The organism is Streptomyces sp. A18 (assembly GCF_059026065.1).
Window position 1 is genome coordinate 19,543 of the sequence record NZ_JBWLKL010000005.1, and the last position, 21,690, is coordinate 41,232.

General features: G+C 70.1%; 22 protein-coding genes. 7 read left to right on the plus strand and 15 right to left on the minus strand.

Annotation, left to right across the window (positions count from 1 at the left end):
- Positions 1-147 precede the first annotated feature (147 nt).
- Positions 148-1,698, plus strand: coding sequence for a beta/alpha barrel domain-containing protein (locus tag AC5P1C_RS10225; RefSeq protein WP_493865399.1), 1,551 nt, complete (start codon positions 148-150; stop codon positions 1,696-1,698).
- A 67-nt stretch (positions 1,699-1,765) separates the two neighbouring features.
- On the opposite strand, the gene AC5P1C_RS10230 is transcribed toward AC5P1C_RS10225, so the two are convergent.
- The 3 genes from AC5P1C_RS10230 to AC5P1C_RS10240 are packed head-to-tail and all read right to left on the minus strand — an operon-like array spanning position 1,766 to position 4,422.
- Complete coding sequence (locus AC5P1C_RS10230; protein ID WP_493865400.1) at positions 1,766-2,779, minus strand: NAD(P)/FAD-dependent oxidoreductase; 1,014 nt, start codon at positions 2,777-2,779, stop codon at positions 1,766-1,768.
- Complete coding sequence (locus tag AC5P1C_RS10235; protein ID WP_493865401.1) at positions 2,776-3,315, minus strand: isoprenylcysteine carboxyl methyltransferase family protein; 540 nt, start codon at positions 3,313-3,315, stop codon at positions 2,776-2,778. The genes AC5P1C_RS10230 and AC5P1C_RS10235 overlap by 4 nt, the downstream gene beginning before the upstream one ends.
- A gap of 48 nt (positions 3,316-3,363) precedes the next feature.
- Positions 3,364-4,422 (minus strand): type III polyketide synthase, encoded by a 1,059-nt coding sequence (locus AC5P1C_RS10240; protein ID WP_493865402.1) that lies wholly within the window; start codon positions 4,420-4,422, stop codon positions 3,364-3,366.
- Positions 4,423-4,566: 144 nt separating this feature from the next.
- Here AC5P1C_RS10240 and AC5P1C_RS10245 point away from each other — a divergent pair, with 144 nt between their 5' ends.
- Positions 4,567-5,436: a UbiA family prenyltransferase gene (locus AC5P1C_RS10245; protein ID WP_493865403.1), complete on the plus strand. Its 870-nt coding sequence runs from the start codon at positions 4,567-4,569 to the stop codon at positions 5,434-5,436.
- A 60-nt stretch (positions 5,437-5,496) separates the two neighbouring features.
- Here AC5P1C_RS10245 and AC5P1C_RS10250 read toward each other — a convergent pair whose 3' ends face one another.
- From AC5P1C_RS10250 to AC5P1C_RS10270, 5 genes are all read right to left on the minus strand, one after another.
- Positions 5,497-6,126, minus strand: coding sequence for a LysE family translocator (locus AC5P1C_RS10250; RefSeq protein WP_493865404.1), 630 nt, complete (start codon positions 6,124-6,126; stop codon positions 5,497-5,499).
- Positions 6,127-6,196: 70 nt separating this feature from the next.
- Entirely contained in the window at positions 6,197-6,718 is a 522-nt protein-coding gene (locus AC5P1C_RS10255) for an ATP-binding protein (protein WP_493865405.1), read from the minus strand.
- Between the two features lie 303 nt (positions 6,719-7,021).
- Positions 7,022-7,666 carry a class F sortase gene (locus AC5P1C_RS10260; protein ID WP_493865406.1) on the minus strand — a complete coding sequence of 215 codons (645 nt, stop codon included), beginning with the start codon at positions 7,664-7,666 and terminating at the stop codon, positions 7,022-7,024.
- Between the two features lie 81 nt (positions 7,667-7,747).
- On the minus strand, positions 7,748-8,191 hold the full coding sequence (locus tag AC5P1C_RS10265; protein ID WP_493865407.1) for a GVDTG sorting domain-containing protein: 444 nt from the start codon (positions 8,189-8,191) through the stop codon (positions 7,748-7,750).
- A 238-nt stretch (positions 8,192-8,429) separates the two neighbouring features.
- The gene (locus AC5P1C_RS10270) at positions 8,430-9,785 is read right to left on the minus strand and encodes a flavin monoamine oxidase family protein (protein WP_493865408.1); all 1,356 of its coding nucleotides are present in this window, start codon (positions 9,783-9,785) and stop codon (positions 8,430-8,432) included.
- Positions 9,786-9,846: 61 nt separating this feature from the next.
- Here AC5P1C_RS10270 and AC5P1C_RS10275 point away from each other — a divergent pair, with 61 nt between their 5' ends.
- Together AC5P1C_RS10275 and AC5P1C_RS10280 are read left to right on the plus strand one after the other, a co-directional pair.
- Positions 9,847-10,455 carry a TetR/AcrR family transcriptional regulator gene (locus AC5P1C_RS10275; RefSeq protein ID WP_493865409.1) on the plus strand — a complete coding sequence of 203 codons (609 nt, stop codon included), beginning with the start codon at positions 9,847-9,849 and terminating at the stop codon, positions 10,453-10,455.
- A 290-nt stretch (positions 10,456-10,745) separates the two neighbouring features.
- Positions 10,746-11,990, plus strand: a complete 1,245-nt coding sequence (locus tag AC5P1C_RS10280; protein ID WP_493865410.1) for a cytochrome P450 family protein — start codon at positions 10,746-10,748, stop codon at positions 11,988-11,990.
- Positions 11,991-12,002: 12 nt separating this feature from the next.
- On the opposite strand, the gene AC5P1C_RS10285 is transcribed toward AC5P1C_RS10280, so the two are convergent.
- On the minus strand, positions 12,003-12,251 hold the full coding sequence (locus AC5P1C_RS10285; RefSeq protein ID WP_493865411.1) for a hypothetical protein: 249 nt from the start codon (positions 12,249-12,251) through the stop codon (positions 12,003-12,005).
- A gap of 224 nt (positions 12,252-12,475) precedes the next feature.
- Between AC5P1C_RS10285 and AC5P1C_RS10290 the strand changes: the two genes are divergently transcribed.
- Positions 12,476-13,219: a class I SAM-dependent methyltransferase gene (locus AC5P1C_RS10290; RefSeq protein WP_493865412.1), complete on the plus strand. Its 744-nt coding sequence runs from the start codon at positions 12,476-12,478 to the stop codon at positions 13,217-13,219.
- Between the two features lie 80 nt (positions 13,220-13,299).
- On the opposite strand, the gene AC5P1C_RS10295 is transcribed toward AC5P1C_RS10290, so the two are convergent.
- The 4 genes from AC5P1C_RS10295 to AC5P1C_RS10310 all read right to left on the minus strand — a co-directional run bounded on the left by AC5P1C_RS10295 (position 13,300) and on the right by AC5P1C_RS10310 (position 17,597).
- Positions 13,300-13,815, minus strand: a complete 516-nt coding sequence (locus tag AC5P1C_RS10295; protein ID WP_493865413.1) for a DUF4760 domain-containing protein — start codon at positions 13,813-13,815, stop codon at positions 13,300-13,302.
- A gap of 214 nt (positions 13,816-14,029) precedes the next feature.
- A complete protein-coding gene (locus tag AC5P1C_RS10300) occupies positions 14,030-15,436 on the minus strand; it encodes a peptide MFS transporter (RefSeq protein ID WP_493865414.1) in 1,407 nt (468 codons plus the stop codon).
- 98 nt (positions 15,437-15,534) lie between these two features.
- On the minus strand, positions 15,535-16,980 hold the full coding sequence (locus AC5P1C_RS10305) for an NAD(P)/FAD-dependent oxidoreductase (RefSeq protein ID WP_493865415.1): 1,446 nt from the start codon (positions 16,978-16,980) through the stop codon (positions 15,535-15,537).
- A gap of 44 nt (positions 16,981-17,024) precedes the next feature.
- Entirely contained in the window at positions 17,025-17,597 is a 573-nt protein-coding gene (locus tag AC5P1C_RS10310) for a helix-turn-helix domain-containing protein (protein ID WP_493865416.1), read from the minus strand.
- A gap of 185 nt (positions 17,598-17,782) precedes the next feature.
- Between AC5P1C_RS10310 and AC5P1C_RS10315 the strand changes: the two genes are divergently transcribed.
- The gene (locus AC5P1C_RS10315; protein ID WP_493865417.1) at positions 17,783-18,811 is read left to right on the plus strand and encodes a TerC family protein; all 1,029 of its coding nucleotides are present in this window, start codon (positions 17,783-17,785) and stop codon (positions 18,809-18,811) included.
- 316 nt (positions 18,812-19,127) lie between these two features.
- Here the strand turns inward: AC5P1C_RS10315 and AC5P1C_RS10320 are convergent, their stop codons facing one another.
- Complete coding sequence (locus AC5P1C_RS10320; protein ID WP_493865705.1) at positions 19,128-19,676, minus strand: DUF1062 domain-containing protein; 549 nt, start codon at positions 19,674-19,676, stop codon at positions 19,128-19,130.
- 304 nt (positions 19,677-19,980) lie between these two features.
- Between AC5P1C_RS10320 and AC5P1C_RS10325 the strand changes: the two genes are divergently transcribed.
- Positions 19,981-20,307 carry an Rv3488 family transcriptional regulator gene (locus AC5P1C_RS10325; protein ID WP_493865418.1) on the plus strand — a complete coding sequence of 109 codons (327 nt, stop codon included), beginning with the start codon at positions 19,981-19,983 and terminating at the stop codon, positions 20,305-20,307.
- A gap of 12 nt (positions 20,308-20,319) precedes the next feature.
- Here the strand turns inward: AC5P1C_RS10325 and AC5P1C_RS10330 are convergent, their stop codons facing one another.
- Positions 20,320-21,597, minus strand: a complete 1,278-nt coding sequence (locus AC5P1C_RS10330; protein ID WP_493865419.1) for an APC family permease — start codon at positions 21,595-21,597, stop codon at positions 20,320-20,322.
- Positions 21,598-21,690: the final 93 nt, after the last annotated feature.

Consider the following 21,690-nt stretch of genomic DNA (forward strand, 5'->3'; position numbering starts at 1 on the left):
CGCGCCGACGAAAGGAAGGCGGGCCGAAAGGCCCTTCGGTCCGGGCCCTTCGCCGCGGTCCCGGCGGGCCGGGATGGCCCAGACTTGGCTTCGGACGGAACTTACGGTTCCGTAGGTTCCGGGGTTCGAGCAGCGAGGTTGTGCCACATGCCGAAGACCACAGTGGGCGGGGCGCTGCCCCAGATCATCCAGGGCGGTATGGGCGTCGGCGTCTCCGGCTGGCGCCTGGCCCGCGCCGTCTCCCGTGCCGGGCAGCTCGGAGTCGTCTCCGGCACGGCGCTCGACGCGGTGCTGGCGCGCCGCCTCCAGCTCGGCGACCCGGGCGGCCAAGTGCGGCGCGCCCTCGCGGCCTTCCCCGCCCCGGAGTTGGTGTCCGCCGTCCTGGACCGCTTCTATGTCGAGGGAGGCATCGGCGAGGGCGAACGCTTCCGTACGGAACCCATGCTGCGCGCCGAGCGGGGCCGCCCCGCGGAGCTCCTGACGGTGCTCGGCAACTTCGTGGAGGTGTGGCTGGCCAAGGAGGGCCACGAGGGCCGCGTCGGCATCAACTACCTGGAGAAGGTGCAACTGGCCCTCGCGCCCGCCATGTTCGGGGCCATACTCGCGGGCGTCGACTGTGTCCTCGTGGGCGCCGGTGTCCCCGGCCATGTCCCGGATCTGGCGACACGCCTTGCCCGCGCGGAGCCGGTGACGGTCGCCGTCGCGGTGGACGGGGACGACGATCCCTACCCGCACCGCTTCGATCCGCGAGCGGTCATGTCCGGGGACGCAGCTATGCCCGGGGAGCGGGAGCATTCCTCAACTCCCCCACTGGCGGCTGGCGTTGTGACGGACATCGGCGGTTCCCTGGTGACCGGGCTGCGCCGGCCCGACGTCCTCGCCATCGTCTCGCTGCCCGTCCTCGCCTCCTACCTCGCCAGGGACGACGCCACCCGGCCCGACGGCTTCGTCATCGAAACCCACGGCGCGGGCGGTCACAGCGCGCCCCCGCGCGGAAGGCTGACGCTCGACACCGACGGTGACCCGGTCTACGGCCCTCGCGACCACCCCGACCTGGCCAGAATGACCGCGCTCGGCATCCCCTACTGGCTGGCCGGCGGCACCGCCCATCCCGACCGACTCGCTGCGGCCCGCAGCGCCGGAGCCAACGGGGTGCAGGTCGGCAGTGCGTTCGCACTCAGTGAGGAATCCGGGTTCGACCCCAAGCTGCGCGGGGAGCTGAAGAAGCGGGCACGTTCCGGAACCCTCGCGGTGCGAAACGATCCCTCGGCCTCCCCGACCGGCTTCCCCTTCAAGGTGGCGAAGCTGCCGGGAACCCTCGCCGACGCCGATGTGCTCGCAGGCCGCCGTCGCGTCTGCGACCTCGGATACTTGCGTACGCCCTACCGCACCCCCACGGGCGCCATCGGCTACCGCTGCCCGGCCGAACCCGAGGCCGCCCATCTGCGCAAAGGCGGCGAGGCGTCCGCCACCGAGGGACGGCTGTGTCTGTGCAACGGGCTGCTCGCCACCGTCGGGCTCGGCCAGCGGCGCCCCGGCGGCAGCATCGAACCGCCCGTCCTCACGCTCGGCCAGGACCTGGACTTCCTGGGCGAGTTGAGCCCTGACGGCGCACCGTACGGCGCGGTCGACGTGGTGCGGTGGCTGATCGGCACCGCCTCCGACCTGCCGCGCTCCCCCGCCGAGCACGTCGGGTAAGCCGAGCACGTCTGGTACGCCGAACACGCCGGCCGCCAAGGAGCGTGCCCGCCGTGATCACAGGCCGCTACTGCAGTGCGTGGACCGTGGCCGAGAACACCGGAGGCAACCGGGCGGCTGCGGGGACGATGAGTCGGGCGGTGCCTGGGCGGCGGCTCGCGGCCAGCAGGGCTCCGGTCAGCAGCCGGTGGCGTCGGGTCAGCAGGGTCCAGGCGCGCTCGTACTCCTGCGGCCGCCCGGCGGCCAGGGCGTGGACGGCTGCCTCGGCCGTCGCCAGGCCAAGGGCGATGCCCTCACCGGTGAGCGCGTCCATATAGCCCGCGGCGTCGCCGACGAGCAGGACGCGCCCGGCGACCCGGCACCGTACTCGCTGCCGCAGTGGTCCGGCTCCGCGCACGTCGGTCGCGGCCGGGCCGCGCAGCGACGCCGCGAGCGCCGGGAAGGCGGCCAGGTGTCCGTCGAACCCGCGGCGGATGCGGCTGAGGACGGCGACACCGACCAGGTCGTCACCGACCGGTGTCACATAGGCCTCGCCGTACCGGGACCAGTGGACCTCAACGAAGTCCGTCCACGGCTCGACGCGGTAGTGCCGGCGCAGTCCGTAGCGGCCGTGCGGGCGGCCCGGCAGTTCAAGCCCGAGGCTCCGGCGCACCGGGGAGTGCAGTCCGTCGGCGGCGATCATCCAACGGGCGGTGATTCCAGCGGCGTTGACCGTGTCCGCGCTCTGGTGCACCTCGCCGACCTTGCCCCGCAGCATCCGTACGCCCAACTCCTGGGCGCGCAGGTGCAGTGCGTGGTGCAGTGTCGTACGACGGATTCCCAGCCCGCCGCGACCGCGGAAGGACGCTTCGGCGCGGGTGGCGCCGTCGACGTAGCGGATGCCCCGCAGTTCGCGGCCGGTGACCTCGACTCCCAGTGCGCGCAGCGCGGCGACGCCGCCGGGCATGACCCCTTCTCCGCAGGCCTTGTCCACCGGCCCGGCCCGGGGTTCGACGACCACGGCCTCAAGTCCGTGGAGCGCGGCGCGGATCGCGGCGGCCAGACCGGCGGGTCCACCGCCGGCCACCAGTACGTCGATCACGCCGGAACGGACGTGGTCGTCGTGGCCGGGGCAGCCAGCGCCCGGTTCTCGCAGCGGATGCGCACCGTGAGCAGGGCCGCGTTGAGGACCGTGAACACGGCCCCGGTGACCCATGCGGTGTGCACCAAGGGCAGAGCCACGCCCTCGGCGACGACGGCCACATAGTTGGGATGGCGCAGCCACCGCCACCGGTAGGGGCCCCGCGTCACCAGCGGAAGGCCCGGCACGACGATCACGCGGGTGTTCCAGCGGGGCCCCAGGGTGTGGATGCACCACCACCGCAGCGCCTGGGATGCCGCGAGCACGATCAGCATCGGCCAGGCCAGAGCGGGCACGAAGGGCCGGTCGGCCAGCCACACCTCGAGTGGGCAGGCGACCAGCAGGCCGGTGTGGAGGGCGACCATGACCGGGTAGTGGCCCTGCCCGGTCATGGTCCCCCCGCGGGCGATGCTCCACCGCTCGTTGCGGCGGGCGACGACGAGTTCGGCGACGCGCTCGGCGGCGACGGCGGTCACCAGCAGTCCGTACCAGATCATGCGTCCTGTGTCCTTTACCCTTCGCCCTTCGCCCTTTGCCCTTCCGAACTACCAACGCAGCAGGACCAGTTCGCAGGCGAAGCCGGGTCCCATCGCCAGGAGCACCCCCGGCGTGCCCGGCGGCGGGCGGCGTTCGGCCAGGGTGTCGCGCAGTACGTGGAGCACCGATGCCGAGGACAGGTTGCCCACGTCGGCCAGATGCCGCCAGGTCACGTCGAGCGCCTCACCGGGCAGCGCCAGCGCCTCGGTGACGGCATGCAGGACCTTGGGGCCGCCGGGATGGCACACCCAGGCGGTCACGTCCTTCGGCTTCAGGCCGTGATCGCCGAGGAACCCCTCGACATCGTCGGCGAGGTGACGGCGCACCACATCGGGGACACTCGGATCGAGGACGACCTGAAAGCCGGAGTCCTTGATGTCCCAGCCCATGACGCGCCCGGTGTCCGGATACAGGCGGCTGCGGGTGTCCACGATCGTCGGACCGGCACTCCCGCCCCGGCGGTCCGCGCCGCACGCGACGACCGCCGCGGCACCGTCGCCGAACAGACCCGTGGCGACCAAGTTGGCCATGGACGCGTCGTTGCGCTGGAAGGTGAGCGAGCACAGCTCCACGGACAGCAGGACGGCCACGTTGTCGGGCCGACCCAGCAGGTAGTCGTGCATCCGAGCCAGTCCGGCGGCGCCACCCGCACAGCCCAGGCCGAACAACGGCAGCCGGGTGACATCCGCCCGCAGTCCGAGCCTGGCGGCCAGCCGTGCGTCGATCGAGGGGGTGGCGATACCGGTGACGGACGTGAAGATCAGCAGGTCCACGTCGGCCGCGGTCAGACCCGCCATGTGCAGTGCGCCTCGGACGGCTTCGGCACCCAGGCCCGGGGCAGCGCTGATGAAGACGTCGTTGGCGGAACCGAATCCGTCCAGCTCCGCATACCGTTCCAGCGGCAGGGTCATGTGCCGTGAACGGACCGAAGCACTGCGGTGCAGACGGTCCAGGACGCGGCGGTCGGTGCCCTCGGGCAGACAGGTGCGGGCCACTATGTCGGTGATCTCGGTCTGGGCGTGACGGTACGGTGCGAGGGCACCGCGAACGGCGGCGATCCGCGTCATGTGATTCCCGTCCGGTGTACCGACTGGAGCGTTGCTCTGCACCTGTTCCCCGGTCGGGCCCATCCGCACCAGGGATCGCCCGTCCGGCCGTTAGCCCTGGTGGCGTGGCCCGGCCCGCGGGGCGGGCCACCTACGATCGGCCGCGTGGGCACTCCCGAGCAGTCGACGGCCTCAGATGCGGCCACGAGTTGGGCCGCCCGGATCGGTGGACTGGCCGGCTCATGTCACCCCGGGCCCGTCGTGGCGGTCACCGCCCTGACCACCGCTCTGGCCGTGACCGCCGGCCAGAGCGCCGGGCGCTCCGTACTGACCGCTACCGCCGTACTGACCGGGCAACTGTCCGTCGGCTGGTGCAACGACGCCTTCGACGCACGCCGGGACACCGCCGCGGGCCGCCGCGGCAAACCCGTCGTCGACGGCACGGTCGGTGTCACGCAGGTGTGGGTGGCCGCGTACGCCGCACTGGCGCTGTGCGTACCGCTCTCACTCGCGTGCGGTCTGTGGGCGGGCGCCGTTCACCTGACCGGGGTGGCCGCGGCATGGGCGTACAACGTGCGCCTCAAGGCCACCGCTTGGTCCTGGGCACCGTACGCGGTGGGCTTCGCCGTGCTCCCGGCGTTCGTGACGCTGGGGCTGCCCGGACACGCTTGGCCCGCCTGGTGGGTCGTCGCCGCCGGAGCGCTCCTGGGGATCGGCGCCCACCTGGGAGACGTACTCCCGGACATCCACGGGGACCTGTCGACGGGCGTACGCGGATGGCCGCACCGCCTGGGCCCGGACGGCGCACGTATGCTGCTGCCGGTTCCGCTGGTGCTGGCGTCCGCGGTTCTGGTGCTGGGCCCCGCCGGGCCTCCCGGCAGCTGGGGCATCACGGCGCTCGCGCTGGCCTGCGTGATCGCGGCGGCGGGGACGGTGCTGGGACGCCGTTGGGAACGGACGGCGTTCGCGGCAGCCGTGGCCGTGGCGGTGGTGGACGTGACGCTGCTCCTGCTGCGCGGCACGGGGCTCGCCTGACCGACCGCGCACCCGCGTCGAATGATCCGCCCCCTTGCCGGGATCGCCAGGGGGACGAGCTCAGCGTTCGGCGGCGAGGGTGACGCCCAGGCCGATGAACACGCTGCCGGTCGCCGCGTCCATCCGGCGGCGCACGGCGTCACGGCCGCGCAGCCAGGCGCCGATCCGCCCCGCCAGGACACCGACCGTCCCGTCGGCCAGGAACTCCAGGACGATCAGGACCCCGCCGAGGACGGCGAACTGCAGCCAGACCGGCCCCGCCGTGGGCTCGATGAACTGGGGAAGGAAGGCAACCATGAAGGCGAACGTCTGCGGGTTGGCCATGGAGGACACCACACCGTTGAGGAAGGCTCGCCGCCCCGACATGCCGCCGCTGCCGGGGCCCGCAGCCTGACTGCTCTTGCGCTTACGGATCATCTGGACGCCGAGAAAGATCAGGTACGCGGCACCCGCGACCCTCAGCACCGTGAACACCACAGGGAACGCCGTCAGCAGCGCGGCGAGTCCTCCGGCCGCCGCGGCGATGTACAGGGCGTCCCCGGTGATCACGCCCACTGTGGCCAGCAGCCCGGCGCGGACTCCTCCGCGCACACCGCACCCGAGTACGAACAACATGTCGGGCCCCGGCGTGACCAGGGCCACGATGGTGCTCAGCGCGAACACGGCGAGGAGATGCGGATCGACCGGCATCGGGCGACCATGTCACCTCTCCCAGCCGGAAGCCACCGAGATTCCGCAACGGTTTTTGCCTGCTCGCACATCAACTCTTGACGGCCTCTGCGATCTGCAGGGCGGCCTGGGCGGGCGTGAGGTGTGTGGTGTCGACGACCTCGGCCTCGTCGTGCAGCCATGTGCGGGCGGCCTCGGCGTAGGGCTCGAGGTACTTGAGACGGAACGGTGAGGGCCCAAGAACAGTGTCCCCCTCGATGCGCCCACGGAGGGCGTCCTGGTCGGCGTGGAGGACGAAGTGCCGTACGGGAATGGCATGTTGGGCGAGGCCCGTGCTGATCTCACGCCAGTACTGCTCGACCAGGACAGTCATGGGCATCACCAGCGTGCCGCCGGTGTAGTCGAGCACGCGGTGGGCCGTCTCGACCACGAGCGGACGCCAGGGCGGCCAGTGCTGGAAGTTGTCCGTCCCGGGCAGCCCCGGAGTGATGTCCATGAGTGTCTCGCCGACCTTCTCGGCGTCGAACACCCGCGAATCCGGGATCAGCTGCTGCACGAGTGCACTGGTCGTCGTCTTGCCCGCGCCGTGGGTGCCGTTGAGCCATACGATCATGGGACCCAACGCTAACGCTGAGCGGGCCGCGGGGCTGGGCGCAGCAGAAATCGAGAGCTGCTGGAGCTCGATCCAATCATGCCGGTTCGGTCTGGCCCACCGTCCAAGCCGTGCCGCTGTGCGATCCCGCCGAGCACATGATCGCTGTCCACGGGCCATCGATATGTACAGCGCATGGCGTCATGTACAGCGCATGGCGTCGGTCGTCTTCGCGGGGTCCGCATCGTCGGTCAGCCGGCTCTCACCCGGGCCGCGAACCCGCCGGCCGAGTCCACCTCGTCGGAGGGGCCTGGACCGAAGCCGCTACTTGTTCGTCAGGTGGGCCGTGACGACGACGTTGCCCTCGTACTGCTGGCGTTGTCTGTCGAAGCCGCCGCCGCAGGTGATCAGGCGCAGTTCGGGGCGGCCCGTGTCGGCGTAGACCTTGTCGTCGGGGAAGTCGTCGGCGTCGTAGACGTCGACGCTGTCGATGGTGAAGCGGGCCGTCGACCCGTCGGCGCGGCTGATGTTGACGCTCAGGCCGGCTTTCAGGGCGCCAAGGTTGTAGAACACCGCGGGGCCGGCGGGGACGTCGACGTGGCCCGCGATGACAGCGGTGCCCTGCTCTCCGGGGGTGGGGCCGCCTGCCCACCACCCCGCGAGGTTCTTGTCGTTCTCGGGCGGCGAGGCCAGTCGGCCGCCGTCCTCCAGGGCCAGGTCCATCAGCGGCGCGTCCACGCGAATCTCCGGGATACCGACCCGCCGCGGCGGGGAGGGCGACAGGGGCGCGGCAGCTTCCGTGTGCGTCGTGCCCGAACCCGCGTTCTGGGCGGCGGCGCTGGGCTGCGGTGGGCCGCCGGGCTGTTCCGTCACCGCGAACGCGAAGGCCACCGTGGCCGCCGTGAGCAGGGTCAGACTTCTGAACGCCCGCCCGGCAAGGGAGGGCCGCACGCAGTCGCAACCAGCCATGAGCAGCCCTCCTCCAGCAGGAAGTGAGCCGCCCTGCCACGCCAGTGGATCCCGGCAGGGCGGCTTACGGGTACGCGACCGTCAGTGCTGGCGGCTGCTAGCGCGGCGGCGCAGGACAATGCCTGCGGCGGCGACGACCGCGAGTCCGCCGGCGGCGGCGAGGGCAGGCACGGCCGCCGGGTCGGTGCTGGTGGAGCCGGTGCCGGTGTGCATGGCACCACTGGGCTTCTTGGTGGCGGGCGCTGTGGGGTTCATGACCGTGTCGCCGCAGATGCGCTGGGCTTCGGAGGCGAGGGAGTTGGCGTTCTGCTCGGCCTCGGCGACCTGCTGCTTGAGCGAGGTGTCGCCGGCTTCGTACTGCTTCTTGGCGGCCTCGTAGTCGTCCTCGGCCTCGACGGCCTGCGACTGGGCCTCCTCACACGAGGAGGGCGCCATCGGTACGGCTGCCTGCGCGGCCGTCGGCGCGGCGATCAGCAGAGCGGTGCCCGCAAGGACAGTGCCGGTGGCTATCTTCAGCGAACGCATCAGGACTTCCTCCAAAAGGAGCGGCCGCGGCACGGGAGGCACCGCCAACAAACCGCCGTAGCCCCGACACAATCCGCACCGGCGACACGGTGCAGGCGCACATGTCTCCGCATCCCCAGGGCATGAGCAGACGCTTGCTTGAACGTCGCAGCTCACAGAGGCGCGTGTGGTGCGCCAGGGTGACGCACCGCCGCTTACGCCGAACGAGCACCCACCCTTCTGGGGAGGCAGGCCGAAATCAGGTCAGCCTGGGGAGGATTTCGGCGGCGACTCGGTGGCCGGAACCGGCGGCTCCATCGATGTAGCCGGCCCATTTGGTGGCGGTCTCGGTGCCCGCCCAGTGCAGGGGGCCGACCGGCCTGCGCAGAGCCGGGCCGAAGCGGGTGAGGGTGCCGGGAACGGCGAATGCGCCGTAGCAGCCGCGGCTGTACTCCTCCTCCGCCCAGTCACGTTCGAGGTAGGCGATGGGGTCGCGTGCGCGGGGGCCGAAGTAGCCGACGAGGTCGTTGATCACGTGGGCGCGCCGCTCGTCGGGGTCCATGCGTGCTCCGGCGTCCGCGTGGCGGCCTTCGAGGAAGCCGACGAGCACGCCGGGCGAGCCGTCATGGGGTGTGTTGTCGAAGACTGTGGCAAAGGGACGGTGGGTGCTGTTGGCCGTGCCGCTGAGGCCTGCCTGACGCCAGAAAGGCTCGTCGTAGGCGACGTTGATTTTGATCACCCGGCCCATCGGCATGCGCTGGACGAGCTGGTCTCGGTCGCCGGGCAGGCCCGGGGAGTACCGGATGCGTGCGGCGAGCGGAGGCGGCACCGCGACCACGGCCCGGCGGGCGCGCACGGTCAGGCCGTGGCGTGTGGCGACGCGGACGCCCGAGTCGTTCCAGTCGATGTCAGTGACCGGCGCGTCGAGGACGACCCGGTCGCCGAGTTGCTTCGCCATCTCCAGTGCGATGCGCTGTGTCCCGCCGATCACGCGGTCCTGCTGCGCGCCGCCGACGGTGTTGATCAGCATGTCGAGGCCGCCGGCCGACCCGATGTAGAAGGCGGCCCAGAGCGCGGACATGTCCTGAGGCCCGGTGGAGAACACCGCCTCGGTCACCATCCGGAAGAACGCGCGGCCGTTCTCGGTGTGCGCGGTCTTGCGCAGCCAGGTGTCGAACGTCTGGGCGTCCAGCTCCTCGGCGCCCGCCGCCAGCCACGGATCGCTCGCGGCGACTTGGCGTGCGATCCGGTCCAGGCGGTACTGGACCTGCCCGATGTCGGCCAGGACGATGGGGTTCGACTGCGGGATCCGGCCCGTGTACTGCGACCGGGACGAACCGAACTCGGCGATGTGCTCGCCGTCGACATGGGTGGGGTAGGTGCGCAGCCCCAACTCCTTGATCAGCGCCAGGACTTGGTCCTGTCCCGGACCGACCCACTGTCCGCCCGCCTCGATGGGCGCGCCGCCGGGCAGCTCACTGTTCAAAAGGCGGCCGCCCACGCGGTCGCGTGCCTCGATGACCAGTACGTCCGCACCGTTCTGCGACAGGTCGCGGGCGGCCACCAGGCCGGCCACCCCGGCCCCGACGATCACGACGTCCACCGACTTATCCATCACCCTCACCTCACATGCAGAGTGAATCTGACATACACAGCGTATGTGATATCCATGCCGCATGGATACGCTGCGTGAGAGGTACGCGGAGAACACCCGCCGGACCCTGCTCGAGACCGGCCTGCGCCTCTTCACCGAGCGGGACTACGCGAACGTATCCGCGGAAGAACTCGTGCGCTCCGCCGGGCTGACCCGCGGCGCGCTCTACCACCACTTCAACGGCAAGCCCGGACTCTTCGAGGCCGTCTTCGAGGAACTCGAGCGCCAGGCCACCGAACGCATCGAGGCGGCGATCGCCTCGTTCCCGGACGCGCGCGAGGGCGCCGACCGCGCCGTCGACGAGTTCCTCGACGTGTGCACCGAACACGCCTACCGGCACGTCGTGCTCCAGCAGGGCCCCATCGCCCTGGGCTGGCAGCGCTGGCGCGAGCTGGACCAGCGTCATCTCGGCGGCCTGGTCCTCGACATCGTGAACACCGCCCGCGACGCCGGCCTCATCCGGCCCCACCCGACCGATCTGATCGCCAGAGCGCTCTACGGCGCCTTCACCGAACTCTCCCTGACGATCTCGGAGTCCGACGATCCCGACCACGCCCGGGACCAGGCAGCGAGCCTCGCTCGTGATCTCATCAGCGGGCTGATGGTCAACAGCCAGTCCTCATCGGCGTGATGGCCTCCACCGGCACATAACCCCCTTGGCCCTGGCCATCATCGGTCAGCCGCGCCCCTTCCGGCCCGACTGTAAAGAGCACACCAATTCCCGGAGCGCTCCACCGGCGCTCCACCAAGTGCCCTTCACCGAGCCGCCGTCGGCCAATTAGTCTTTCCTCCGCCGTCTGCACCTCCGATGGCGCCGGTGCCACCAGCGGCCACTGACAACTCCTGGACGTGCCGTCCTAGTTGGAGCCCGCGGTCCCACCACACCGCGTGGCCTGTTCCCCTTTCCCGAGGAGCCATCGCATGCACCAGTCACCGCCCCTTGTCCTGGACGCCGCCGGCAGCGACCGGCACTCCGAGGATGCCGAACTGCGCTCGCGCGGTCCGGCTGCGCGCGTCGACGTCCTGGGCGTCGACGCGTGGGCGGTGTCCGACCCGGCTCTGCTCAAGCAACTCCTCACCGACCCACGGGTCTCCAAAGATCCGCGGCAGCACTGGCCGATGTTCCCGGACAAGATCGTCGGCGTGTGGCCGCTCGCGCTGTGGGTGGCCGTCGACAACATGTTCACCGCCTTCGGCAGCGACCACCGGCGGCTGCGGCGGCTGGTCAGCCCGGCCTTCACGTCGCGCCGTATCGCCGGCCTGCAGCCGCGCATCGAGGAGATCTCCCACGCGCTGCTCGACGAGTTCGAGCACGAGCTCGCCAACGCTTCTGCCGCAGAACCCATCGACCTTCGCGAGCGGTTCGCCTATCCGCTGCCCATCCGGGTCATCAGCGAACTCATGGGGCTCCCCGACCACTCCAAGACCGGCTTTCGCCGTACCGTCGACGCCATCTTCGACACCACACTCAGCCTCGACGAGGCCGCCGCGAACACCCAGGAGGTGTACGCGATCATGGCCGACCTGGTCGCGGCCAAGCGCGCGGAGCCCGGCGATGACATGACCTCCGTACTCATCGCCGCCCGGGACGACGACGGCTCCACGCTGACCGAGCAGGAACTCCTCGACACGCTCCTCCTCGTGATCAGCGCGGGCTACGAGACCACCGTCAACCTCCTCGACCAGGCCATCGCCGCGCTGCTCACCCACCCCGAACAGCTCGCGCTCGTCCGCGAGGGCAAGAGCGCGTGGACGGACGTCGTCGAGGAGACGCTGCGCTACGAGGCACCGGTCGCGCACCTGCCGATGCGGTACGCGGTCGAGGACATTCCGCTGGCTCAGGGACTCACGATCCGTGCGGGCGAGGCGATCCTCGCCTCCTACGCGGCAGCGGGCCGCCACCCCGACCTGCACGGCCCGAGCGCCGAGTCCTTCAACCTGACCCGGGCCAGCAAGACCCATCTCGCCTTCGGCCACGGCGTGCACGTCTGCCTCGGCGCCGCCCTGGCCCGGATGGAGGCCGAGACCGCGCTCCGGGCGCTGTTCACCCGCTTCCCGGACCTCACCCTCGCCGTCCCGGCATCCACCCTGCTCCCCGCGGAGTCATTCATCTCCAACGGACACCGGGAGCTGCCGGTCATCCTCCGTCCGAACACCGGCAACTGACCGGGGCCGTCCTCACCCGGAGGGCTCGTCCGGCACCGGCTTCTCGGGGTGGCTCTCCAGGCCCCGGGATTCGCCGCGCCTCGCGGTGCCTCCCTCGTCCGTGTCGGGTACTTCGGCCGCGTTGCCGCTGCTGTCGTCGTCGGCCTTGCCCGCGTCCAGGTCCCAGGCGTCCGGCCCGTCCGTCGCCTGCTGGTCGGGCGGGTCCCTGGGGACGGGCGTGCTGCCGTCCTCGCCGGGGGCGGCCGGTATCCGATCACTCACGTTGTCTCCTCGTCGACCGTTCGGCTCCTGGCCGGAGCAGGTACCCGCAGACGCCGCGCCGACACGTCCGCGGCTTTGTGCGCCGCGCCGGGACGGTGCCCCGATCTTCGTGGCTTCTGCCAGTACGGAGGTCCGCCGCCCCCCGTAGAGACTGCCAACCAAGAGCCGCGGCATGCCCCGGCGACGGGGGCGGCATCCAAGGGCGTACCGAAGGAGACAGCACCATGGGCTCGCAGCAGTACGACATGATCGGTGAGGCCTACGAGGGCTTCAAGGCCCTGCCGCTGGAGCAGTACGCGATAGTGCCCAGCTTCTTGGCCATGGTCGGGGACGTGCGCGGCAAGTCGATCCTCGACCTGGCCTGCGGGACCGGCTTCTACAGCAGGGAGTTCAAGCGGCGCGGCGCCACCGATGTCCTCGGCGTCGACATATCCGGCGAAATGGTCTCTGTGGCCCGGCAGTTGGAGGAGCGCGATCCGCTGGGTGTGCGCTATGAGGTCGGTGACGTGGCCCAACTGCGGCCGCTCGGTGAGCGCTTCGACATCACGCTGGCCGTCCAGTTGCTCAACTACGCGCCGGACATCGCGACCACGGAACGCATGTGCCGCAACATCCACCGGAACATGAAGCCGGGCGGCGATCTGTTCTTGCTCAATCAGTCACCTGACTTCCGCTTCGACGGACCGGGCCCGGACAAGTACGGCTTCCGCAGCGTGCTCACCGGCGAGGAGGTCGAGACGGGACGGCAGGTGAGGACCACGGCGCTGCTCGACCCGGCACCGGTCTCGTTCGTCGCCAACCTGCCGCGCCGCGACGTCTATGAGAAGTGCCTCCATGCGGCCGGGTTCAGCGACTTGGCCTGGGCCCCCCTGACGGTGTCGGAGGCCGGCGTGCGCGAGTTCGGCGCGGACCACTGGTCGGACTTCCACGCCAATCCCCCGCTGGAGATGCTGCACTGCCGCGCCTGACGACCGCCCGGACACCCGGCGGTCCTATCCGCCCCATCCAGCGGCGACCGCCGGGCAGTCGGGCACGGCGGTCACGACGGTCACGACGCTGAGGGCCGCCACAGCGGTGCTTGCGACCGGGCCTGTTCCGCGGGCGTCTCGCGGACCAGGTGGTAGAGGATCTCGAAGTACGCCTGCCAGCGGTCGGGATCCGGCAGAGCACTCTGCGTACGCCGGGACCGCTCAGCTCGCACCAGTGGCTCCATGTGCTCCCACACCGAGAGCACCGACCCGCCCAGGTAGCCGGAGACAGGACCTATGTCCACCACCCCGTGGGCGACAAGGGCGCCGAGGTTGTCGTAGTACCAGCCCAGCTCACGCACCAGGTCGCGCCCCTCCTCTGGAAGCCCGGCCAGGCCCAGGGAGAGGTCATAGCCAGGCAGTTCCTCGTGCACGAAAGTCCGCGCCTGCCCAAGCCGGATGCTGCGGTGCTCCCGGAACAGGTCCACCACCACGGGCAGGGCGTTGGCCTGCTGCGAAAGCCTCAGCTGACGCAGCGACACCAGCCCCGACATGCCGAACGCCAGCAACGACACCACCAGTGCCGCGATCTCCATCAGAATCCCCCGCCTCCGGTCAGCCCTTGTCCGCCACGTGCGCGGCAGCCTCAGGGCATCCACGCCGTCCGGCCGCCCCAGCACACCCTCTCCGATCTCCGGATCCATGGTGAGCACAAGCTCGGCGCCCCGCGGTCATTCCGACGTCCACCCTGTCTTGATCACTGCCTCGCAAGCACCTTTTCAGCCCCACGTTTCGGCAAGACCCGCGGCGTCAACGCTCGAGTCCCGCCTCAAGCAGCCTGCTCACCGGTCGACGCGTGGCGAACAGGGCCAGGCCGATGCCGATGCCGCAGACCGCGGTGATGGTGAAGTAGGAGGCGTTGTCGATCGCGGTGAACAGCTGGCCGAGGAGGCCAGCCAGGGACGAACCGAGGGCGAGCGTGAGGAAGTTCAGTCCGACCATCTGGGAGCGGAACTTCTCCGGACCGATCCTCGTGGCGAGTGAGAGGCCGATCGGGCCGATGAAGACCTCGGAGGAACCGGCCGCCATCATGAACAGGAGGATGAGGAACAGCGGTATCTCGGCGTTGCCCGTGGCCTCGGAGATGACGAGCAGGAAGAGGTAGGCGCAGCCGATCTGGGTCAGGCCGATGGCGACCTTCGTCACCGGCCCGGGTTGGCGCTCTCCCAGAGTGCTCCACAGCCGTGCGATGAGCGGGGTCACGAGCACGGCCGCCAGCGGGCTGACGGTCGTGATCCAGGCGACCGGGAACGTCCAGCCGCCGATGTGCAGGTCGATACGCTCGGTGATGAGGATCGAGATCGCGGTGAACTTCTGGAAAAGGAAGCCGAAGTAGACCCCGGACGCGAGGAAGAGCGGGAGATAACCGAGGACGCGTCGGCGCTCGTCGCGGGAGACGGCCGACGACGTGGTCATGGTGAGGAAGTAGACGGCGGCGGCCACCAGCGCGGCGATGGTCACCACGGTGGACAGGTTCTCGATACGGAACAAGCCGACGGCGACGGCGGCCATCACGGCGACGACGCAGGCGAGAGCCACCAGGGCGACGAACGGCCGACGGGCCGCCGGAAGGGGGTTGTTCACGGTGCGGGCTCGTTCGGGTAGCCGCTTCATCGATACGGCGTACTGGACGAGTGCCGCGGTCATGCCGATGGCCGCGAGGCCGAAGCCGTAGTGGAAGCCGAGTTCGTTCTGGGCGAGGCCGGTGGTGAGCGGTCCGAGCACGGCGCCGATGTTGATGGCCATGTAGAAGTAGGTGAAGCCGGCGTCCCGGTAGCGCTCGTCCTCGTTCTGGTCCAGGACGAAGCCGACGATCGAGGTGATGTTCACCTTGAGCGCACCGGTGCCCAGGACGATGCACGCCAGGCCGACACCGAGGCCTGCCGCCCCGGGCGCGAAGGCGAGCACCACGTGCCCCACGGTGATGACGACCGCGCCGTAGAGCACCAGGCTCTGCGGGCTGACGAGCCGGTCGCCGAGCCAGGCACCGAGGATCTGGGACAGGTAGACGGCCCCGCCGTAGGCGCCGACGATGCCCGCCGCGACGGCCGGGTCCATCGCGAGGCCGCCGTCGGCGAGTTCGTACAGGAGGTAGAACGAGAGGATGCCCTGCAGCCCGTAGAAGGAGTAGCGCTCCCAGAGTTCGGTGAAGGCCATGCTCACCAGGCCGCGGCGGGCGGGTCCTCCGGGGGGCGCGGCCGAAGTCCCGGTCGCTTCTCCCTCGACTGCCGTGGCCGCCTGCTCTGTTGTAGCTCTCATTCGCTCAGCCCTGCCAGTCGTGATCCGAATCGTGCGATGAGGGAGGTGTCCTGGGAGTGCCTGTTCTCCTCCCATCGGTCGGCGACGCCGAAGAGCCGGTACATGGCGTGGACGCCGATCCAGCGCAGCGGTTCGGGTTCCCAGCGTCCGGAGTCGTGGTCGTTCCAGGGCAGTTGCGTCAGCGGGGTGTCCTGCCCTGCGGCTCGGTCGAGGAGGGTGCGCGCCGCCAGGTGGGTCGCGGTCACTCCGTGACCCGCGAAGCCGCGCACCACTCCGATCCGCGTGGCGGGGTCGAAGCTGACCCCGGCGCACCAGTCGCGGGTCACCCCGATGGCGCCCCGCCAGGCGTGCTCGATGGTGAACTGCACGTCTGGGAAGAAGAGTTCGAGCCGTGCACGCAGGGTGCGTACGGTACGGGCATCGACGGCCCCCTGGCCGGGAGTGCCGGAGTTGAAGGCGTAGGGCGTGCCACGGCCGCCGATGGCGATGCGGTCGTCGGCGGTGCGCTGTGCGTAGACGAAGGTGTGCGCGGCGTCGCCCAGACACTCCCGGTCCTGCCAGCCGATGCGCTCCCAGACGCTTTCGGGGAGCTGGTTGGTGACGACCATGGAGGAGTTGACGGGGATGACGTCGCGCTTGCCCAGGCCGCGTGCGTCGCTGTCGACCTGTCCGGAGTAGGCCTCCAGGCAGGTGAGGACGGTCTTGGCCCGTACGGTTCCGCGAGCGGTGGTGACCGCGCCGGCCTCGATGCGCGTGGCGCGTGTGTGCTCGAGGATCCGCACTCCCTTGGCCTCCACGACCGCCGCGAGACCGCGGACCAGTTTGGCCGGGTCGACACGGGTCGTGGAGCGGGTGAGCAGACCACCCAGGGCCGGGCCGATGGCGATCCGCTTCCTGACGGCGTCGGCGTCGAGGAGTTCGAGAGTCTCGGCACGGTATCCGTTCGCGAGATCGGCGGCGTGGGACAGCTCAAGTCGCTTCATCGCGGCAGGAGTTGTGGCCACCCGCAGATGCCCGCCCCGGTGCTGGTCGGCCTGGATCCCCTCCTCGTCGAGGATGCGCAGGGTGTCGTCGATGGACTGGTCCATCTCCCGCTGGAAGGAGGCGACCGCGGCGGCACCGTCCTGCCCTCGTTTACGCGCCGCCTTGGCGTACACGGCCCGGTTGCCCGGGATGAGCGGCGAGAGCCAGCCGCCGTTGCGCCCGGAGGCGCCGTATCCGACCTGCTCGGCCTCCAGGACGGTGACCTTGGCGGCGGGGCGGTCCACGGCGGCGTGGTAGGCGGCCCAGAGTCCGGTCAGGCCGCCGCCGACGATGACGAGGTCCTGCTCGTCGTCGGGCAGGCCTGCCGACCGGCGCTGCGACGGGTCGACGGACGCATTGTCCGCGGTGTCGCCTGCCGTCATCCAATGCGATATCTCGCCGTTGCGGTACGGGATCATCAGTAGCTCCAACAGGGGGCGCCGTCAGCGCGGAGGGGGTGCCGTCAGTAGGTGGGGGGCGCCATCGTCCACAGGACGCGGGCCTCTTCCGTGCCCGTCACCTCGGCGACGCGGTGGGGGTCGCTGCTGAGGTAGTGGATCGAGTCGAGGGCGGACAATCGGTGATGCTGATCGCGGACCCACACCTCGACCTCGCCGGACAGCACCAGGAGCACCTCCTCGGAGCTGCCGTGCGTATAGGGCTCCACGCCGGTGGAACCTCCCGGCTCGAAGTGACCGAGGAGCACCTCGAGGTGGTCGAAGGAGCTCGGGGTCAACTTGATCTTCGTGGCGCCTTCACCGAACGACATGCCGCGGGCGTCGCGGAACCGCAGGACCGGGCTGGCCGTGGACCCCCCGTGGTCGAAGAGGTCCCCCACGTTGAGCTTCAGCACTTCGCACAGCCGTTGAAGGGTGCGCACGCTCGCGTTGACCTGGTCCCGCTCGACCTGGGAGAGGTACCCCTCGGTGACGCCGGCCTGGTCCGCCACGTCCTTGAGCGTCAGGTGGAGCGCCTTCCTGCGTTTCCGCAGGCGGGCACCGACGCCGGAACCGGCGTCCGGCTGATCTGTCGTCATGGGCGGGAACTTAACAAGATCTTCGTTTGGACACAATGATTATTACTGCCATCAAAGTTTTCTTTACCAGCTCGACGCGCGGCGCATGCCTGCACCCACACCCGCGCACACGACAAGCCGGAACCACTGGGTCAGAATTGACCCAAAGGAAGCTCTCGCCCCCGCACGCGTGAGGGGGGTTCCCCGTGCTGGATGTGCCGTTGTGGCTGTGGCTGGCGTTCGCCGTCACCGTGGTCGTCTCGCTGGCCGTCGACCTGCTGGCGCACCGGGAAGCGCATGTCATCGGGTTCAAGGAAGCCGCCGCGTGGAGCGCGGTGTGGATCAGCCTCGCCCTGATCTTCGGCGGGGTCGTCTTCCTGGTCCTCGGGGTGACTCCAGGGGTGGAGTACACGACCGCGTGGCTGCTGGAGAAGAGCCTGTCGGTCGACAACCTCTTCGTGTTCGCGCTGATCTTCGCCTACTTCAAGGTGCCCCGCGCCTACCAGCACCGCGTGCTGTTCTTCGGCGTCATGGGCGCGCTGGTCTTCCGGGGCATCTTCCTGGCGGCCGGCGTGGCTGTGGTCAGCCGCTTCACGGCGGTGCTCTTCGCCTTCGCGGCCGTCCTCTTCTACAGCACGTACAAGATCCTCAAGGAGGAAGAGGACAGCTTCGACCCGGGCAAGAGCTTCGCCGTACGGATGCTGCGCAGGGTGATGCCGGTCCGGGACGAGTACGCCGGGATGAAGTTCTTCGTCAAGGAGGCCGGAAAGCGGGTCGCGACCCCGCTGCTCGCGGTCGTCGCCGCGATCGAGGCAGCCGACCTGATCTTCGCCGTGGACAGTGTGCCCGCCGTCCTCGCGGTCAGCGACGACGCCTTCATCGTCTACACCAGCAACGCGTTCGCGATCCTGGGCCTTCGGGCCCTCTACTTCCTGCTCGCCGGTCTGCTCGACCGGTTCCACTACCTCAGCAAGGGCCTGGCCCTGATCCTGTCCTTCATCGGCGTCAAGCTGATCCTCCAGGCCTCCCACAAGATGATCAGCACCAGCATCCCGGAGATCCCTTCACCGGTGAGCCTGGCAGTGATCGTCACGGTCCTGGCCGCGTCCGTCGCACTCAGCATTCGACACCCTCAGCCGGCCGACCGGGAAGGGGCCGGCGCCGCGGGGTCGACCGACGCACCACCCCCGCCTCAGACCCCTGAGGGGCGGGACGCCCCACCGAAGGACACCTGAATGGAGCCCATTTTGCAAAGTAGACCCCATCTTTTCGCAAAATGACCGTATTCTGTTGATATGAGCAGCGACGAGCGTGCGAAGACAGCGCAGGCCGGAGATGTCTGCCCCGCCTGCAAGAGCCCCGTGACCTCGGAGGTCACCCGACACAAGACGATGGGGGTTTACGTCCCTGAGTGGAAGTCAGGCCCCTGCCACAACCCGAGCTGCCCGAAGTGCGTCGACGAGCAGAAGACGTCGACGAGCAGCGCAGCCAAATCCTGACCCCGCCTGTCCGGCAGATCATGCCGGACAGGCCCCTGGTGACGAGGTCGGGTCAGCGCTTGAGCGTGAAGGTGAAGTCGCCGGAGAGCTTGCCGCTCAGCCGGACTGCCGATACGAGCTTCCCCTCTTTGAGCAGTCTCTCGACCTCGGCCCGCGAAAGGCCGCACCCTTCAGCGATCAGCCGCACCGGCCGGACGGGGATCCGCGCCGCGAAGCGGACCAAGACGTCGATCACCTCTCGGTCCAGGTGATCCGATCCGCCGGTGTCGAGACGCCACGCGTTGTCCCAGTCCAGGGCAGTGCGATTGCGGCGCTGCACGGCCGGGTCCTGGAGCAACTCGGCTGTCAGGCCGGGGTCGTTGTCATGCAGTCGGTCCAGGAGCTCAGGTCGTACGGAGCGCACGTTCATCCGCTCCAGGACCGTGAGCTTCGCCGTTTCCCCGCAGCCGGTACAGAGCACGAGGAGCCAGGCATCGATCAGCTTGTGGTTGGCGTTGACGCGAAATTTGTTGCTCGCCCGGAAGCGTTCGGACGCGCACGCGTGGCAACGTCGGAGGACGAGCGGCAGACAAGTGGGCATGACGGCCCAGTCGTTGAGCACGAAGTACACCGGTTTCAGTGAGAGTCCGCAGCAAAAAGGAGCGCGGCGCACCTGCGCGACGCGCGACAGATCAGCGTTCGGGAGGTCTCACACGGTGTACAACGGGACGCCCTTGGCTAGACGACGTGGTTCGGCAGCACGGTAATGGCGCGCGGCGGCACTCTTCCACTGGTTTTCGAGCGCCTCACCGCCCGGTTCCTTCCGACGGATCATGCGTCGAATCGACCGGAAGGCGCGGAGCTAGAATCGGAATCCGATATCGGTTCCGTCACCCATGACCGTGACGGTGTGGAGGTGGGCGGGAGTGCGGGAATTCCAGCGGGGCGCCGTACGGCTGCACATCCTCCATCACGCCGCCCAGGAGGAGATCCACGGCGCCTGGATGACCCAGGAACTGGCCGGCCACGGCTACCAGATCAGCCCCGGCACCATGTATCCGACGCTCCACCGGCTGGAGGCCGACGGACTGCTGGTCTCCGAGCAGCGGGTGGTCGACGGCCGTACCCGACGGGTGTACTGGGCAACCGAGGCGGGCAAGCAGGCCCTGGCCGATGACCGCCGGGCTCTGAAGGAACTGGCCCGCGAGGTTCTGGGCGATGGCGTCTCCGACGGGCCAGGACCGGCAGCCTGACGGGCCTGGCCGCTACGGCTCCCGGCGGGCGGTGAGCGTGCGGCGGATGCCGTAGGCGGCCACGCCCGCGGTCAGCACAGCGGCTCCGGAGATCACCGAGGCGGCGGGAAGAGCGAAGGCCAGGACCAGACAGCCGGTCAGGCCTACGACCGGAATGATCCGGGCAGGGCGCCCCTCGGCCGGAGTGAGGGTCCAGGCGGAGGCGTTGGCGACGGCGTAGTAGGCCAGCACGCCGAAGGAGGAGAACCCGATCGCGCCGCGCACGTCGGTCGTCGCCGCGAGCACGGCCACGACCGCGCCGACGACCAGCTCGGCGCGGTGGGGCACCTTGAACTTCGGGTGCACGGCGGCCAGGGCGTGCGGCAGGTGCCGGTCGCGGGCCATCGCAAGGGTGGTGCGGGAGATGCCGAGGATCAGCGCCAGGAGCGAGCCGAGCGCGGCGACGGCCGCGCCGACGCGGACGACCGGGGCCAGCCAGTCCGCCCCCGCGGCGCGTACGGCGTCCGACAAAGGTGCGCCCGCGTCCGCCAGTTGCTCCGGGCCGAGCACGGTCAGGGCGGTGACCGCGATGACGGCGTAGACGACCAGGGCGATGCCGAGGGCGAGCGGGATGGCCCGCGGGATCGTGCGCGCCGGGTCGCGGACCTCCTCACCGAGGGTGGCGATGCGCGCGTAGCCCGCGAAGGCGAAGAACAGCAGCCCCGCGGCCTGGAGCACCCCGCCGAACGTCGCGTCCGAGCCGAGCTCGATGCGGGCGGCATCCGCCTGCCCGGAGGTGAGGGCGGCGATGGCCACGGCGACCAGGACCGCCAGGACGATCGCGACGATCGCCCGCGTCAGCCAGGCCGACTTCTGCACCCCTGCGTAGTTGACCGCGGTCAGGGCCACCACTGCCGCGACCGCGACCGCGTGTGCCTGGCCGGGCCAGACGTAGGAGCCCACCGTCAGCGCCATCGCCGCGCAGGAAGCGGTCTTGCCGACGACGAAGGACCAGCCCGCGAGGTATCCCCAGAAGTCGCCCAGGCGCTCACGGCCATAGACGTAGGTGCCTCCGGACGCCGGGTAGCGGGCAGCAAGGCGTGCGGAGGACGTCGCGTTGCAGTAGGCGATCACGGCGGCGAGGGCGAGGCCGAGCAGCAGACCGGTACCCGCGGCCCGTGCTGCCGGGGCGAGGGCGGCGAAGATGCCCGCCCCGATCATCGACCCGAGGCCGACCACCACCGCGTCGGGCACGCCCAGCCGCCGCTGCAACTCCTGCGACGGCCTCGCGTCGGTCGACGGCTTGTCCATGACTCGACTCCTTGGTACGCGACATCCGGGCCATCCGGGCCATCGGGCCATCCGGAACGGTTGATATCGGGCTCCGATATCGGCCTCGGATAG

What these genes read in the sequence shown, in the direction of transcription:
- AC5P1C_RS10250 (WP_493865404.1), bottom strand. Translation starts at nt 6,126, where the DNA reads ATGCCGGTCGATCCGCATCTCCTCGCCGTGTTCGCGCTGAGCACCATC.
- AC5P1C_RS10275 (WP_493865409.1), top strand. Translation starts at nt 9,847, where the DNA reads ATGGATACGCTGCGTGAGAGGTACGCGGAGAACACCCGCCGGACCCTG.
- AC5P1C_RS10300 (WP_493865414.1), bottom strand. Translation starts at nt 15,436, where the DNA reads ATGGCCTTCACCGAACTCTGGGAGCGCTACTCCTTCTACGGGCTGCAG.
- AC5P1C_RS10330 (WP_493865419.1), bottom strand. Translation starts at nt 21,597, where the DNA reads ATGGACAAGCCGTCGACCGACGCGAGGCCGTCGCAGGAGTTGCAGCGG.
- AC5P1C_RS10265 (WP_493865407.1), bottom strand. Translation starts at nt 8,191, where the DNA reads ATGCGTTCGCTGAAGATAGCCACCGGCACTGTCCTTGCGGGCACCGCT.
- AC5P1C_RS10235 (WP_493865401.1), bottom strand. Translation starts at nt 3,315, where the DNA reads ATGATCTGGTACGGACTGCTGGTGACCGCCGTCGCCGCCGAGCGCGTC.
- AC5P1C_RS10280 (WP_493865410.1), top strand. Translation starts at nt 10,746, where the DNA reads ATGCACCAGTCACCGCCCCTTGTCCTGGACGCCGCCGGCAGCGACCGG.
- AC5P1C_RS10240 (WP_493865402.1), bottom strand. Translation starts at nt 4,422, where the DNA reads ATGACGCGGATCGCCGCCGTTCGCGGTGCCCTCGCACCGTACCGTCAC.
- AC5P1C_RS10310 (WP_493865416.1), bottom strand. Translation starts at nt 17,597, where the DNA reads ATGACGACAGATCAGCCGGACGCCGGTTCCGGCGTCGGTGCCCGCCTG.
- AC5P1C_RS10255 (WP_493865405.1), bottom strand. Translation starts at nt 6,718, where the DNA reads ATGATCGTATGGCTCAACGGCACCCACGGCGCGGGCAAGACGACGACC.
- AC5P1C_RS10270 (WP_493865408.1), bottom strand. Translation starts at nt 9,785, where the DNA reads ATGGATAAGTCGGTGGACGTCGTGATCGTCGGGGCCGGGGTGGCCGGC.
- AC5P1C_RS10290 (WP_493865412.1), top strand. Translation starts at nt 12,476, where the DNA reads ATGGGCTCGCAGCAGTACGACATGATCGGTGAGGCCTACGAGGGCTTC.
- AC5P1C_RS10225 (WP_493865399.1), top strand. Translation starts at nt 148, where the DNA reads ATGCCGAAGACCACAGTGGGCGGGGCGCTGCCCCAGATCATCCAGGGC.
- AC5P1C_RS10295 (WP_493865413.1), bottom strand. Translation starts at nt 13,815, where the DNA reads ATGGAGATCGCGGCACTGGTGGTGTCGTTGCTGGCGTTCGGCATGTCG.
- AC5P1C_RS10260 (WP_493865406.1), bottom strand. Translation starts at nt 7,666, where the DNA reads ATGGCTGGTTGCGACTGCGTGCGGCCCTCCCTTGCCGGGCGGGCGTTC.
- AC5P1C_RS10305 (WP_493865415.1), bottom strand. Translation starts at nt 16,980, where the DNA reads ATGATCCCGTACCGCAACGGCGAGATATCGCATTGGATGACGGCAGGC.